The following is a 15,124-nucleotide window of genomic DNA, read 5'->3' as shown; positions in this document are numbered from 1 at the left end:
CGTCGTGGTTGTGAGGTTTGGGGCCCGGCGGCTGGCGAGCAAGCGTGTGGTGATGTCGGTATGGGTCGTATGTTAGAGCCAATGCAGTTAGTGCACCGTTGTGAAGACTTCTTCCAACCTAAGCCGCTTACTGGCCGTTCTGTGCTTATTACTGCAGGCCCGACTCGTGAAGCGATTGACCCTGTGCGTTACATTACCAACCACAGCTCAGGCAAGATGGGCTATGCACTGGCTGAAGCTGCAGCGAAACAAGGTGCAACGGTGACTCTAGTCAGCGGCCCTGTATCACTCGCGACACCAAACAAGGTTAATCGTATCGATGTCGACAGCGCTCAACAGATGTTTGATGCGGTTGCAGCAAACGCTTCTCAACATGATATTTTCATCAGCTGCGCCGCGGTTGCCGATTATCGCCCTGAGACCATCGCAGACCAAAAGCTTAAAAAGGTCGATGGTAAAGACGACATGACCATTCAAATGGTTAAAAACCCAGACATCGTCGCTTCTGTCGCTTCGATGACCGAAGGACGCCCATTTACTGTCGGCTTCGCAGCAGAAACTCAAGATGTTGAGAAATACGCACGCGGCAAACTGGAAAGAAAGAACCTCGACATGATTTGCGCCAACGATGTCTCTGTCGAAGGTCAAGGCTTCAATAGCAATAGCAATGAGCTACACCTTTATTGGAAAGGCGGCGATAAATCTCTGCCACTGGAAAGCAAAGACACTCTTGGTTTCCAGCTCCTCGCTCAGATCCAACAGCTTATTGATGCATAAACACACAAATTTGCTCTGACAATCTGCTGACACCTCTCGATTCTGTTGACCTAGGGCTCACAAAACTAGGAAACAGAATTGAATGGTGTTTATAATCCTTCTTCACTCAATCCTCATCTTTAGGAAAGGAAGTAAATAGATGGCTGGTACTCGAAAATCAAACCGTCGTGAAGAAATCCTACAAGCTCTCGCACAAATGTTGGAATCGACCGAAGGTGCTTCTCGTATCACAACGGTAAAGTTGGCCAAGCAAGTTGGTGTTTCTGAAGCTGCGTTATACCGCCACTTCCCAAGCAAAGCCCGCATGTTTGAAGGCCTGATCGAGTTCATTGAAGAAGCGTTGATGTCTCGAATCAACCGTATTCTGGATGAAGAGAAAGACACGCTAGAGCGCATACGCCTAGTACTACAACTTATCTTAGTTTTCTCGGAACGTAACCCAGGCCTGACTCGAATTTTATCTGGTCATGCTCTAATGTTTGAAAATGAACGCCTGCGTGATCGCATCAACCAACTTTTCGAACGCATTGAGACGCAACTTCGCCAGATCCTGCGTGAAAGAAAGCTTCGTGAAGGGAAATCATTCCCGGTTGATGAGAAAATCTTAGCCGCTCAACTGCTCGGTCAAGTTGAAGGCAGCTTGAATCGATTTGTTCGCTCAGACTTCAAATATCAACCAACAGAAAATTTTGATGCTTATTGGGCTCTGCTAAGCGCTCAGATTAAGTAGCAATCAAATTAAGTAGCAATCAAATCTTAAGTGATGGTTATGACGACGAAAACTTCTCCGACAAACAGCACTGCACAACACGTTATTACTAAGCCACCCTTTACTCTGGCGTTACTCCACCCTAAATACTGGGGAGTATGGTTCGGTTTTGGGTTATTGGCGCTTATCGTTAACGTTCTCCCTTATCGCCTCTTACTGCTGTTAGGCCGATCGTTAGGCTCTTTGGGTGCTCGCTATGGTAAAAAGCGCGTCGCGGTAGCAACACGTAACTTGGAGCTCGCCTTCCCAGACAAGCCAGCAGATGAAGTCGCGGCAATGGTCAGTGAGAACTTTAAGAACACCGGTATGGCACTCATCGAAACCGGCATTACCTGGTTTTGGCCGACGTGGCGTTTCAAGCGAATCCTAGTAGATAAAGATACCCAAGCACTGCGTACGCACAAAGCCAACGGTAAAGGTGTTCTTCTATGCTGTGTGCATGCCTTAAACCTAGAGATCACTGCGCGAGCAATGGCCGTTCTTGGTATTTCTGGTTTAGGTGTTTATCGCCCGCACAACAACCCAGCTTACGAGTTCATTCAATACCGTGGTCGTACTCAGAACGGCAACCGCCTTATCCACCGTAAAGACGTGAAGCGTATGATTCGAATCCTGCGTCAGGGTGAGATCCTTTTCTACCTACCGGATCATGACTACGGTCGTAACAAGTCTGTGTTTGTGCCTTTCTTCGCGGTAGAAGATGCATGTACCACAACAGGCACCAGTATTCTGGCTTACACTAGCCGATGTGCACTTGTTCCGGGGTCTGGTTTTAGAAATGCCGATGGCAAGTATGAGATCATGGCCGATGAGTCAATTGAAGATAACTATCCACAAAAAGATGAGAAAGCCGCCGCTGCCTACATGAACAGCTACCTTGAGAAGATTATCTTAAGAGCACCAGAACAGTGGATGTGGCTACACAAACGCTTTAAGACCATGGAAGACCCAGAAGCTGAGCGCGGCATTCGTTATAAGTAGAGTCGCCGCTACCAGTAAATACTTCTGAACCAAAAGAAAAGGGGCTGATGATTCATCAGCCCCTTGTGCATTCTATAGCTATAACAAATTGTATTAGATGCCGTATTGAGCGCGGTAGGCTTTTACAGATTCTAGATGTGCTGCGTCGGTGCCTTTCTCTTCAAGGAAAGTAACCAAGTCAGTCAGGCTAACAATTGAGATGATTGCACAACCGAAGTCACGCTCAACTTCTTGAATCGCAGACAGCTCGCCTTTGCCCTTCTCTTGACGGTCGATAGCAACAAGCACACCCGCTAAATCAGCGCCGTTAGCTTGGATGATTTCCATCGACTCACGAATCGCAGTACCTGCCGTGATCACGTCGTCCACTAACATAATGCGACCTTCAAGCGCGCTACCGACAAGGTTGCCACCTTCACCGTGGTTTTTCGCTTCTTTACGGTTAAAACAGTAAGGCGTATCTACATCGTGGTGATCTGCCAGTGCAACCGCTGTCGTCGTTGCAATTGGGATACCCTTGTATGCAGGACCAAATAGTACATCAAACTCAATACCTGAATCTGCCAATGCTGCTGCGTAGAAGCGACCTAAGCGTGCTAGGTCACGACCTGTATTAAACAATCCAGCATTGAAGAAGTAAGGGCTCTTACGGCCAGACTTTAAAGTAAACTCACCAAACTTAAGTACTTCTTTCTCTAGTGCAAATTCAATAAATTCACGTTGATATGCTTTCATGTTTTTCCTCTACGTTTATTCAATAAAACTTAACTTACGCTCTGCACTACTCTTTCGAGTTTTACAGACAAAAAAATAGCCCCTTAAAAAAGGAGCTATCTAAAAACTATTCTGCTAACGCCGACTTCTGCGCTTCAACAATATCAGCAATACCCTTATTCGCCAGGGCTAAAAGCTGCATCAGCTCTTCGTGGCTGAACGGTTCGCCTTCTGCTGTGCCTTGAATCTCAATCATCTTACCGTCTTCCGTCATTACAACGTTCATATCGGTGTCGGCTGCTGAGTCTTCAACGTACTCAAGGTCACACAGTGCTTGTGCACCAACGATGCCCACTGAAACTGCCGCTACGTGGCCTTTCATTGGGTTCTTTTTCAGTTTGCCGCTTGCTAGTAGGCTGTTGATAGCGTCAGCCATTGCAACGCTTGCACCTGAGATAGACGCAGTACGAGTACCGCCGTCTGCTTGGATAACATCACAATCGACAGTGATCATGATTTCACCCATTACTTTCAGGTCAACAACAGCACGTAGGCTACGAGCGATCAGACGTTGGATTTCCATCGTACGACCACCTTGCTTGCCGCTCGCCGCTTCACGACGGTTACGAGTGTGCGTCGCACGTGGCAGCATGCCGTATTCAGCTGTAACCCAACCCTTTCCTTGGCCTTTTAACCAACGCGGCACGTTTTCTTCTACCGTCGCATTACATAGAACTTTAGTGTTGCCGAACTCAACTAATACAGAACCTTCAGCATAAGCTGTGTAGTTACGAGTAATTTTAATTGGACGAATTTGATCTACAGCGCGGTCATTTGGACGCATTGGTATCTACCTTATTAACAGTCTGAAGTGATTTACTATCGAAAGAGTGCATCACCTAAGAAAGGGGTGAGACAGTTTTGATTGGGGCAAGATTATATAGCAGTTTATCGTGCAAAGCTATCCATCATGAAAGGCGGCAGGCTTCGAGAGTACACCATATCGTGATACTATGCGTGCGCGTTATTTTCAGAATGATAAAAGACAGGAAAATTCGATGATTTATAGTATGACCGCGTACGCACGCAAAGAAGTAAAAGGCGATTGGGGTACAGCAGTATGGGAAATCCGTAGTGTAAACCAACGCTACCTAGAAACTTACTTCCGTATGCCTGAACAGTTCCGTGGTTTAGAACCAATCTTGCGTGAGCGTTTCCGTAAGCGTCTAGCGCGCGGTAAGGTTGAATGTAACCTACGCTTTGAAGCAAACCCTGCTGCAAAGGGAGAACTAAGCATTAACGAAGGTTTGGCTCAGCAAGTAATCAATGCGGCGAACCAAGTAATGACGATGACTGGCGAAGAGAGCCGTTTGAACCCATTCCAAGTCATGAACTGGCCTGGTGTGATGGAAACGCCAGAGCAAGACATGGATGCTATCAACAAAGACCTGCTAGACGCATTCAACGATGCTATCGCAGAGTTCATTGATGCTCGTGCTCGTGAAGGTGAGAACATGAAGGCGCTCATCGTACAGCGCTTAGATGCAATCACTGAAGAAGTAGTGAAAGTTCGTGCACGCATGCCTGAGATCCTAGAGTGGCAACGTGAGCGTCTTCTTACCAAATTTGAAGATGCGAAAATAGAACTTGAAGGTTCTCGTGTTGAGCAAGAGCTTATCCTACTGGCGCAGAAGTCAGACGTAGCAGAAGAGCTAGACCGTCTAGATTCTCACGTGAAAGAAGCAAATGCAGTACTGAAGAAAGGTGGCGCTTGTGGTCGTAAACTAGACTTCATGATGCAAGAGTTCAACCGTGAGTCAAACACGCTAGCGTCTAAGTCTATCAGCACAGACATCACTGCATCAGGCGTAGAGCTTAAGGTTCTTATCGAACAGATGCGTGAGCAAATTCAAAACATTGAGTAACAGTCTGTAAGCTAAACACGATAAAGAGTAATCAGCCTAATCTGTGTTGATTAACTAACAGTGTTGATTAGATCAAAAGGAGCTCCTATTTTTAGGGGCTTTTTTTGTGGATATAGTAATGACAATCAGGGTTAGTCAGTAAGTTGGTAGTTACGCAGAAGATTTACTTAGAGCAAAAGATAGATACAGCGATAGATAGAACGAGATAACGGACGTAAAACAGGATTTTTGAATATTTAGAGAGGGTATTACAAGTGAAGGAGAGTATTACGGTAAAACTGAGGGGGAAACAGATTTGAGGAGAAAGTGACGCAAGTTGCTAATGCAACCTGCGCCGACTTAAAATCTTATAGAGCTACAACGTTTGCAGCTTGAAGACCTTTTTGGCCTTGCTCTACTTCGAAAGACACTTGTTGGCCTTCTTTAAGAGTCTTGAAACCTTCAGAAGCGATTGCACGGAAGTGTACGAATACGTCAGCGCCGCCGTTGTCTTGAGTTAGGAAACCGAAGCCTTTCTCTTCGTTAAACCATTTTACTACGCCGTTTACTTTGTTAGACATGATGTGTCCCTTATATAAAAATAAAAAATTAATCGCCAAAAGTGCGATGCGCTGAAAGCTTGAATTATTTAATGTATCTATGAAGCTAAGGGAAACACTGAGAATAACAATGAAGCAATACTAAGGGTTTTACTTTACAACTGGATGTTTCATTTAATAACCCTGAGAACAGAGCGACGCCATTCTTGGTGATCTGAGCCTGCTTGTAAAGCGTTATTTGGACAATTTGATGTTTTTTTGTTCAATCGACTTAAATTAAAAGCCCAATGATATCGTTGGGCTTCATTTATAAAACTTTAACCTTCAAAGTGTTACTCATCTGGCTGCTTGGTTCTAAGGTCTACATACGGCCAATAATGATGTCCAACACGAATCAACAATGTTGCCGCGGCCAAGATAAATGCCGCTAAAGATAACCAAACGATCAATACCGCATCGAGTTCTTTCATGCCCAAAGTGATGTAACGAGCAATCGCCATCATCGCGATATAGATCGGGTATCGCACAGGGATCTTACCGTTCATCACAAACTGCTGAACCATCGCCAACACTTCTAAATAGATGAACATCAGCAGAATGTCGGTCAATTGCACTCGGCGTTCAGCGAAGACATGCATGAACTCTTCGACCATCGCAAACAAGGTCGCGAGCGTGATCGCCACCAGCAATACCGCTTCCATAATGTGGAATACTTTTAAAAACGGCTTACTAAAAGATCTAGGTAAGTTAGAAGGCATATTCACTCTTCAAAAAATAATTAATCCAGTCTCTACAATAGCATGCATCAATATAAGTCGCGTACTGTCAAAGCATCGACTTTAGGATAACGCCATCAATTCATCGGTAGCCAACATTAAGAGGCAACAGTAAAAAGCGACAGATACAAAAATGGCCCCACATTCACTGCAGAGCCATCTGTTTGTCTTTTACTTAGCGACTTCTTAGTGGCTAATAGCCTTAAAGCAGAATCAGGTAAGTTAAGAACACCACACACAGTCCGTAGATAAGCGGGTGTACTTCTTTGCGCTTACCTGCCACAACCATTGTGAATGCGTAGCTGATGAAGCCCATCGCCATACCGTTCGCTGGAGAGAAGCTTAGCACTGTGAACATGATGGTAAAGAAGGCTGCAATGCGTGACTCTTTCTTTTCCCAGTTAATCTGACCAAGGCGACCTACCATGTAGATGCCAACCACGACCATCGCCGGTGCAACCATTGCAGCCGAGAAGATAGAGAAGATTGGGTATAGGAACAGCGAGATTAAGAACAGACCAGCCACCATAACTGCTGCCAAGCCCGTTTTCGCACCTTGAGAAGACGCAATGCCAGACTCAGAGAATGCGGTAATTGATGTAGTACCAAGAATAGAGCCAATCACAGTACCGCCCGCATCCGCTACTAGAGCCGATTTCGCGTTTGGCACCTTGCCGTCTTTATCGATGATACCCGCATCGCGGCCAACACCAACAATCGTGCTCAAGCCATCGAAGAAGTCGACAATCAGGAATATAAGCACGATGAACAATAGGTCGAACATTTTCTCTGGCGTGAAAGCAGAGAAATCAAAGATAGCGCCAAAGCTGCCAGCCATACTTGGTGGCATAGCAATAAACTGTTCTGGGATTGGTGCGTTTGAAGTGCCCATGAAGACGTCAGCAAGAATCGTCAACACAATAGCTGAAACGAACGAGATGAACGTTGCTAGCTTGATGTCACGAACCATACAACCCAATGCGATAAAGATGCTCACATAAGCAATGATCACTTTTGGATCGGAAATGTCGCCTAAGCCAACCAATACGAATGGGTTAGAAACGATAATGCCCGCATTCTTAAGACCTAAGAAAGCAATGAACAGTCCGAGAGACACGGTAATCGCCAACTTCAAATCTTCAGGAATCGATTCAATCATCGATTTACGAATATTAGTTAACGAGAACGCGAGGTACAGGATACCTGACAGGAAGATGCCGAACAGCGCCTCATTCCAAAGTACTGCGACTGAACCACTTAATAGTAAGCCTTTGAAGAAGCCGTTCATGCTCATGCCCGGCGCAAGCATCACTGGGTAGTTGCCCCAAATGCCCATGATTAGGGTTGCGATAGCCGCAGACAGAGCTGTTGCAGTAAACACGGCACCTTTGTCCATGCCTGGAATATCACCCAAAATTGCTGGGTTAACCGCCAGAATGTAACTCATCGCCAAGAAAGTAATGAAACCCGCGTACAGCTCAGTGCCAATCGTGGTTTTTCTTTCAGTGATTTTAAACATCGAATCAAGCGAGCCAGAGGTGTTCTGGGCTTTCAGGGTGGAATCGGTACTCACAACAAAACCTATGCAATAAATTAAGAATTTGGTGATTCAAATGCTGTGAGAATAGAGAGGTCTCTACACTAAAAACTGTAGTCACCAAGGTAGGCTCGGTAGTAGAAACATCTAGTCCATATCACTAGATATATACAGCATTTAATCGTTTGCGCGGATTGTAAGGATTGAGATTAAAACTTCAACAAATTTTGTCCAGATCACATAAAAAAGTACCGATGACGGGTCATTACATTTATACAAAGATCTTTGAGAAGATCATTTGCTGATAAATAACGATCAAGTCAGTTGTTCTCAATCATCTAAATATGCTACTCTTCGCCTCCATTTTTCTGACCTAATTTTCACCAGTTGCTTCTATTAGTTTTACTCGTTATCTCTTTATAGACGTAACCAACGGAACAACAATTAGAGTCAGTGCTATCTTTTAAAGTGTAGGTTTATTGCCTTCACTCAATCCAACCAACAGTGGAAATATACAGATGGGCAAAGGTACTCTTTACATCGTATCTGCACCTAGTGGCGCAGGTAAGTCGAGCTTGATCTCAGCAATGCTAGAAACCAATCCAACCTACGCAATGAAGGTATCTGTTTCACACACCACTCGCGGTATGCGCCCTGGTGAAGAAAATGGTGTTCACTACCACTTCGTAGAGAAGCATCATTTTGAAGACCTAATTACTAAAGGTGAATTCCTAGAGTACGCTGAAGTGTTCGGCAACTACTACGGTACTTCACGCGTTTGGATTGAAGAAAACCTAAACCGCGGTATCGATGTATTCCTAGATATCGACTGGCAAGGTGCTCGTCAGATCCGTGAACAAATGCCTCAAGCGAAGAGTGTCTTCATTCTTCCACCATCAAATGGTGAACTAGAGCGTCGTTTGAATGTTCGCGGTCAAGACAGCGACGAAGTTATTGCGAAACGCATGAGCGAAGCAAAATCAGAGATTTCTCACTATGCAGAATATGATTATGTGATCGTGAATGACGACTTTGATGCAGCCCTAATGGACTTCAGAGCTATCATTCGTGCGGAGCGCTTAAAAGAAGATAAGCAAGCAGCGAAATACAGCGGCATGCTTACAGCACTACTGGCGGAATAATCTCTGATACCAATCGTAGTAAACAACTGGTCATTCTAGCTTGTGAAAAAGCCTGATAACGTCGTTAGAATTTTTGATTGTAGGGTCACTACTTATCGAAAAATTCTGCCTTGTTCTCAAACTTTTTTTCGGCGCTATCTCTGAACACTTATTTACTGTGATTGGTATAACTGGATTTTCCATTGAGATAAGTATACGGTGATCTAGAAAGTCTCTAGTTAAACTTGTATACTTTCTCGTCATCAAAAATTTATTAGTTAATTACTATTTGGAGTCCTCATGGCACGCGTAACTGTTCAAGACGCTGTTGAAAAAGTTGGCAACCGTTTCGACCTAGTTCTTATTGCGGCTCGCCGCGCACGTCAAATGCAAACTGGCGGTAAAGATTCACTAGTGCCTGAAGAAAACGATAAGCCAACGGTTATCGCTCTTCGCGAAATCGAAGAAGGTCTTATCACTAAAGACGTACTAGATGCTCGTGAACGTCAAGAGCAACAAGAGCAAGAAGCGGCTGAACTTGCAGCAGTAAGCAGCATCGCTCACACTCGTTAAGAACGTCATTCGAACTAATTAACCTTCCGGGCCTTTAATTTGTATCTATTCGATAGCCTCAAAGACGTTGCCCAAGAATACCTAACAGAGCCTCAAATTGAGGCTCTGCGTCAATCTTATGTGGTAGCGAGAGACGCCCATGAAGGGCAAACCCGCTCAAGCGGTGAACCATACATTATCCACCCTGTAGCTGTTTCAAGAATCCTGGCAGAAATGCGTCTGGATATCGAAACCCTGCAAGCTGCTCTGCTTCATGATGTCATCGAAGACTGTGATGTCACTAAAGAAGATCTAGAGGAAAAGTTTGGCAATACCGTTGCTGAATTGGTTGATGGTGTATCTAAGCTGGATAAGCTTAAATTTCGTGATCGCAAAGAAGCGCAAGCAGAGAACTTCCGCAAGATGGTTCTCGCCATGGTGCAAGACATCCGCGTTATCTTGATCAAATTAGCTGACCGTACTCACAACATGCGCACGCTTGGGGCACTTCGTCCTGACAAAAAGCGTCGTATTGCTCGTGAAACCCTAGAGATTTATTCTCCACTAGCTCACCGTCTTGGTATTCATAACATCAAGACCGAACTAGAAGAGCTGGGCTTTGAAGCCCTCTATCCTAACCGTTATCGCGTACTTAAAAACGTAGTGAAAGCTGCGCGTGGTAACCGTAAGGAAATGATCCAACGTATCCATAGCGAAATTGAAGGCCGCCTTGAAGAAGTCGGTTTACCTGCTCGCGTACTTGGTCGTGAAAAGAACCTGTTCTCCATCTACAACAAGATGAAAACCAAAGAGCAGCGCTTCCACACCATTATGGACATCTACGCTTTCCGCGTCGTGGTTGATACCCCAGATACTTGTTATCGCGTACTTGGTCAGGCTCACAGCCTGTACAAGCCTCGCCCTGGCCGCATGAAAGATTACATTGCGGTACCAAAAGCCAACGGCTACCAATCTCTGCACACGTCAATGATCGGCCCTCACGGGGTGCCAGTTGAGGTTCAGATCCGTACTGAAGATATGGATCAAATGGCAGACAAAGGTGTCGCGGCACACTGGTCTTACAAAGGCAACGGCTCACGCAGCAGTAATGGCACAACCGCACAGGTTAAAGCACAACGTTGGATGCAGAGCTTACTTGAGCTGCAACAAAGCGCGGGTAACTCATTCGAATTCATTGAAAACGTTAAGTCTGATCTGTTCCCAGATGAGATCTTCGTGTTCACGCCGAAGGGTCGCATTGTCGAACTTCCGGCAGGCGCAACAGCGGTCGATTTTGCTTACGCGGTGCATACCGATGTCGGCAACATGTGTGTAGGTGCTCGTGTAGACATGAACCCTTACCCACTCAGCAAATCGCTGAAGAACGGTCAAACCATTGAGATCATCAGTGCTCCGGGCGCACGTCCGAATGCAGCATGGCTCAACTACGTGGTGACATCACGTGCACGTACTAAGATCCGCCAGGTTCTAAAAACCATGCGTCGTGAAGAGTCGATCACGCTAGGCCGCCGTTTACTGAATCATGCACTTGGCGAACACTCTATTGCCGATATCGGCCAAGAGAATCTAGAACATGTATTGTCCGACTTACGCCTAGAAAGTGTTGAAGACTTACTGGCGTCGATTGGTCTTGGTGAGCTGATGAGTATCGTTATTGCTCGTCGCCTGCTTGGTGATGCTGACGAACTGACTGAAGTAGAAAACAACAGCGACACACCGAGGAAGAAACTTCCGATCCGTGGTGCTGAAGGTCTGCTACTGACGTTCGCTAACTGTTGTCACCCGATTCCAGATGATCACATCATTGCTCATGTATCTCCAGGTCGTGGCCTTGTGGTTCACCGTGAAACGTGTCCAAACGTTCGTGGTTACCAGAAAGAACCAGACAAATACATGGCGGTTGAATGGTCTGACGATTACGACCAAGAGTTCACCGCTGAGCTTCAGGTTGATCTGCAGAACCACCAAGGTGCACTGGCTGAGCTAACTAATGTTATCTCGAAAACAGGCTCTAACATTCACGGTATTTCAACCGAAGAACGTGATGGACGCCTGTACACAGTGACAATCTTGCTGACCACCAAAGATCGTGTTCACCTTGCAAGTATTATGAAGAAGCTACGTGTGATGCCACACGCGCTGAAAGTAAGACGTCGTAAGAACTGATCAAAATAAAGATGAGGGATTCGAGATGGCGAGATGCGAAGAGCAAAAGACTTCGTGACTCACCATCTTGGCTCCACATCTTTTTTAATCTTTTAGTATCTCGATAGATAAAGCAGATGAGAGATACGAGTCTCGAGATGCGAAGAGCAAAAGCTTTTCACCACTCAACTCTTCGTATTTCGAGTCTGCTTTAATTTTATATATTGCTTTAATCTTTTCGAATCTCGTTTACCCGCATCTGCTCTTCATTCCTTCGAATCTCGATTACCCGCACCCCGCATCTGCTCTTCATCCCTTCGAATCCCATTAACTCGCACCCCGAACCTGCTCTTAATCTCTTCGTATCTCGTTTACTCGCATCCCGTATCTGCTCCTAATCTGCTCTTTCGCTTTATCCTGTACAAAAATCCAGTAAAATGCTTGAATAGATTATCTCTCTTACGTTTATGAGCCTTGTTATGTCACAGCTTTTATCTGCTATCCCTCTCAACTCTTTATCTGGAGTCGGCGCAAAAGTCGCAGAGAAACTGGAGAAGGTTGGGCTTAACAACGTACAAGACTTGCTGTTTCACCTCCCTTTACGCTACGAAGATAGAACACGTATCTATCCGATCGTAAAACTGCACGCAGGCTTATGGGCTGCAGTGCAAGGCAAGGTGATGCACGTCGATACCATTTTCGGTAAACGTAAGATGCTCGCAGTAAAGATCAGCGATGGTAACGGCACTATCACGCTGCGCTTTTTCAACTTTACTGCAGGAATGAAGAATAACTTTGCCGAAGGCAAGCAAGTGCATGCCTATGGTGAGATCAAGCGCGGTAATATGGGGCTTGAGATTGTTCACCCTGACTACAAGTTCTTTGCACCACGGCAGCAGCCAGATGTTGAAGCGAACCTCACTCCAGTGTACCCAACCACCGAGGGGTTAAGACAAGTCACGCTGCGTAACCTTACCGATCAAGCGCTCGATCTGATAGACAAAGCGGCGGTTAACGAGCTGCTCCCATCAGGTTTATACGACCACCAAATCACCCTAGCGCAAGCATTGCATACCATTCACAGACCACCTCCGGGCATTGACCTAGAGCTATTTGATGAAGGTAAACACCCTGCGCAGCTGCGCCTGATTATGGAAGAACTACTGGCTCAAAACCTATCGATGCTGTCTGTTCGTAGTAAAGGGCAACAAGACAAGGCGATGCCTTTTCCTCCAGTGAATACTCTGAAAGATAAGTTGTTGGCTCAGCTGCCGTTTTCTCCAACCAATGCTCAAGCACGGGTGACTAAAGAGATCGAAGCCGACCTTGAAAAGCCGCACCCTATGATGCGTTTAGTGCAAGGTGATGTAGGCTCAGGTAAAACCTTAGTCGCTGCACTCGCGGCGGTTCGCGCACTAGAACATGGTCAGCAAGTAGCCCTGATGGCACCAACTGAACTATTAGCCGAGCAGCACGCAATCAACTTTGCTAACTGGTTTGAAGCAATGGGTATCCAAGTCGGTTGGCTCGCAGGTAAACTCAAAGGCAAAGCTCGTGAAACCGAACTGGCGCATATTGCCAGTGGCGAAGCACAAATGGTGGTCGGTACTCATGCTCTATTCCAAGAGCATGTCGAGTTCAAAAACCTTGGTTTAGTCATCATTGATGAGCAACACCGATTTGGTGTTCACCAGCGATTAGAGCTGCGAGAGAAAGGCGCCAAACAAGGCTATTACCCACATCAGTTGGTGATGACCGCAACACCGATTCCGCGAACGCTGGCCATGACCGCCTATGCCGACCTCGAAACCTCAATCATTGATGAGCTACCACCGGGACGAACACCGATTCAAACCGTAGCGATCCCTGATACCAAACGTGATGACATTGTCGAGCGAGTGCGTAATGCGTGTCTCAATGAAGGCAAGCAAGCGTATTGGGTATGTACGCTGATTGATGAATCCGAAGTATTGGAAGCGCAAGCCGCCGCTGATACCGCAGAAGAGCTGCAACGTAAACTGCCAGATGTGAAAATTGGTCTGGTACACGGCCGAATGAAACCCGCCGAGAAACAAGCGGTGATGCAAGAATTCAAAGAGAACAAACTGCACCTATTAGTTGCCACAACCGTGATTGAAGTGGGTGTGGACGTACCAAACTCGAGCTTAATGATCATCGAGAACCCAGAACGTCTTGGTCTGGCGCAATTACACCAATTACGTGGCCGTGTTGGCCGAGGTTCGGTCGCAAGCCATTGTGTATTGCTGTATCACTCCCCACTGTCTAAAACTGCTCAGAAGCGCTTAGGTGTGCTGCGTGAAAGTAACGATGGCTTTGTAATTGCACAGCGTGACTTAGAAATTCGTGGCCCTGGGGAACTGCTTGGTACTAAACAAACCGGCTTGGCGGATTTCAAGATTGCTGACTTGGTACGCGACCAACGTCTAATCCCTGAAGTGCAACGTATCGCAAGACATATCCACGATAGCTACCCAGACAACGCCAAGGCGATCATCAACCGCTGGCTGGGTGAACGCGATGTTTATTCGAAGGCTTAGTTAGCCCTCATATTCCGGCTTAAAACGCAAAAAGGCTTCCATCAGGAAGCCTTTTTCATGCGCGTTACTTTCATCAATCAAGAGCGAGATTCCCTACTCGTTCGTTCCTCACGATAGGGAATGACGATCAAAATAAACTTCCGTCATCAAGGTCCATAGTTAGCAATTCGTCATCCCCGAGAGGGAAGAATGACCGAGTAGGGGGATCTCTTAACAGCTCCCTAAACCGAACTTATCGTCATCATACGGACCGATAATAACTAGGGCTTAACAGGGAAACTGATCTGCGCTTTTAAGCCACCTTCACTGCGGTTATTGACCACAACGGCACCTTGGTGCTGGCTGACAATACGCTTAACAATTGCCAAGCCTAAGCCCGTACCTTCGCTGCCACGAGCCGTGTCACCACGCGTGAAAGGTTCAAACAACTTACCAATTTGGTCTTGTGGAATACCCGGGCCATTATCTTCGACTGTCACCCAAGCAAGCTTGTTATCCGCTGTCATACCAGTTGATACCTTAACCCAGCCATTGCCGTAACGCAGCGCATTCACCACCAAGTTACTCACCGCGCGCTTCATCGCAATTGGGTTGCCCAGTGCTGGCTTCATTGACTCTGGAATATCGGTTTCAATCTGAACCTCGTAACCACCCTCAGAGCTCGATACCTCACGAGCAATATCATCGACGAACACCGCTTGGAATGAAT

The 15,124-nt window shown here is 46.2% G+C and carries 14 protein-coding genes and 1 riboswitch; of the genes, 8 read left to right on the top strand and 6 right to left on the bottom strand.

The window, feature by feature from the left end:
- The 3 genes from coaBC to lpxL form a co-directional block, all read left to right on the top strand.
- Nucleotides 1-777, top strand: a 777-nt coding sequence (gene coaBC, locus IQQ51_RS27715; protein ID WP_228013280.1) for a bifunctional phosphopantothenoylcysteine decarboxylase/phosphopantothenate--cysteine ligase CoaBC, incomplete at its 5' end; no start/stop codon positions are given.
- Between the two features lie 139 nt (nt 778-916).
- Nucleotides 917-1,507: a nucleoid occlusion factor SlmA gene (gene slmA, locus IQQ51_RS26270; RefSeq protein ID WP_004741428.1), complete on the top strand. Its 591-nt coding sequence runs from the start codon at nt 917-919 to the stop codon at nt 1,505-1,507.
- Between the two features lie 39 nt (nt 1,508-1,546).
- The gene (gene lpxL, locus IQQ51_RS26265) at nt 1,547-2,527 is read left to right on the top strand and encodes an LpxL/LpxP family Kdo(2)-lipid IV(A) lauroyl/palmitoleoyl acyltransferase (protein ID WP_048612461.1); all 981 of its coding nucleotides are present in this window, start codon (nt 1,547-1,549) and stop codon (nt 2,525-2,527) included.
- A 93-nt stretch (nt 2,528-2,620) separates the two neighbouring features.
- On the opposite strand, the gene pyrE is transcribed toward lpxL, so the two are convergent.
- On the bottom strand, nt 2,621-3,262 hold the full coding sequence (gene pyrE, locus IQQ51_RS26260) for an orotate phosphoribosyltransferase (RefSeq protein ID WP_017059267.1): 642 nt from the start codon (nt 3,260-3,262) through the stop codon (nt 2,621-2,623).
- Between the two features lie 106 nt (nt 3,263-3,368).
- Entirely contained in the window at nt 3,369-4,085 is a 717-nt protein-coding gene (rph, locus tag IQQ51_RS26255) for a ribonuclease PH (RefSeq protein ID WP_019826449.1), read from the bottom strand.
- Nucleotides 4,086-4,299: 214 nt separating this feature from the next.
- On the opposite strand from rph, the gene IQQ51_RS26250 reads away from it, so the two are divergent.
- A complete protein-coding gene (locus IQQ51_RS26250) occupies nt 4,300-5,166 on the top strand; it encodes a YicC/YloC family endoribonuclease (protein ID WP_048607657.1) in 867 nt (288 codons plus the stop codon).
- A gap of 347 nt (nt 5,167-5,513) precedes the next feature.
- Here IQQ51_RS26250 and IQQ51_RS26245 read toward each other — a convergent pair whose 3' ends face one another.
- The 3 genes from IQQ51_RS26245 to IQQ51_RS26235 form a co-directional block, all read right to left on the bottom strand.
- Nucleotides 5,514-5,726 (bottom strand): cold-shock protein, encoded by a 213-nt coding sequence (locus IQQ51_RS26245; protein ID WP_017071067.1) that lies wholly within the window; start codon nt 5,724-5,726, stop codon nt 5,514-5,516.
- Nucleotides 5,727-6,037: 311 nt separating this feature from the next.
- On the bottom strand, nt 6,038-6,463 hold the full coding sequence (locus tag IQQ51_RS26240; RefSeq protein ID WP_050652097.1) for a phosphate-starvation-inducible protein PsiE: 426 nt from the start codon (nt 6,461-6,463) through the stop codon (nt 6,038-6,040).
- A 220-nt stretch (nt 6,464-6,683) separates the two neighbouring features.
- The gene (locus IQQ51_RS26235; RefSeq protein ID WP_017062465.1) at nt 6,684-8,054 is read right to left on the bottom strand and encodes an NCS2 family permease; all 1,371 of its coding nucleotides are present in this window, start codon (nt 8,052-8,054) and stop codon (nt 6,684-6,686) included.
- 58 nt (nt 8,055-8,112) lie between these two features.
- A riboswitch (purine riboswitch) is annotated at nt 8,113-8,212 on the bottom strand.
- A gap of 324 nt (nt 8,213-8,536) precedes the next feature.
- On the opposite strand from IQQ51_RS26235, the gene gmk reads away from it, so the two are divergent.
- The 4 genes from gmk (at nt 8,537) to recG (ending at nt 14,415) form a co-directional block, all read left to right on the top strand.
- Complete coding sequence (gene gmk, locus IQQ51_RS26230) at nt 8,537-9,160, top strand: guanylate kinase (protein ID WP_017062466.1); 624 nt, start codon at nt 8,537-8,539, stop codon at nt 9,158-9,160.
- Between the two features lie 279 nt (nt 9,161-9,439).
- On the top strand, nt 9,440-9,712 hold the full coding sequence (gene rpoZ, locus IQQ51_RS26225; protein WP_009848003.1) for a DNA-directed RNA polymerase subunit omega: 273 nt from the start codon (nt 9,440-9,442) through the stop codon (nt 9,710-9,712).
- A 39-nt stretch (nt 9,713-9,751) separates the two neighbouring features.
- Nucleotides 9,752-11,878, top strand: coding sequence for a bifunctional GTP diphosphokinase/guanosine-3',5'-bis pyrophosphate 3'-pyrophosphohydrolase (spoT, locus tag IQQ51_RS26220; protein ID WP_048612458.1), 2,127 nt, complete (start codon nt 9,752-9,754; stop codon nt 11,876-11,878).
- A 458-nt stretch (nt 11,879-12,336) separates the two neighbouring features.
- On the top strand, nt 12,337-14,415 hold the full coding sequence (gene recG / locus IQQ51_RS26215) for an ATP-dependent DNA helicase RecG (RefSeq protein WP_193842526.1): 2,079 nt from the start codon (nt 12,337-12,339) through the stop codon (nt 14,413-14,415).
- 260 nt (nt 14,416-14,675) lie between these two features.
- On the opposite strand, the gene IQQ51_RS27710 is transcribed toward recG, so the two are convergent.
- On the bottom strand, nt 14,676-15,124 hold a 449-nt coding region (locus IQQ51_RS27710), incomplete at its 5' end, for an ATP-binding protein (protein WP_265584338.1).

The sequence above is a fragment of the Vibrio sp. OPT18 genome (assembly GCF_015163615.1).
GTDB lineage: Bacteria > Pseudomonadota > Gammaproteobacteria > Enterobacterales > Vibrionaceae > Vibrio > Vibrio coralliirubri.
Note: the sequence above shows the minus strand (reverse complement) of the source record. Positions and strands in the feature narration are given on the sequence as shown.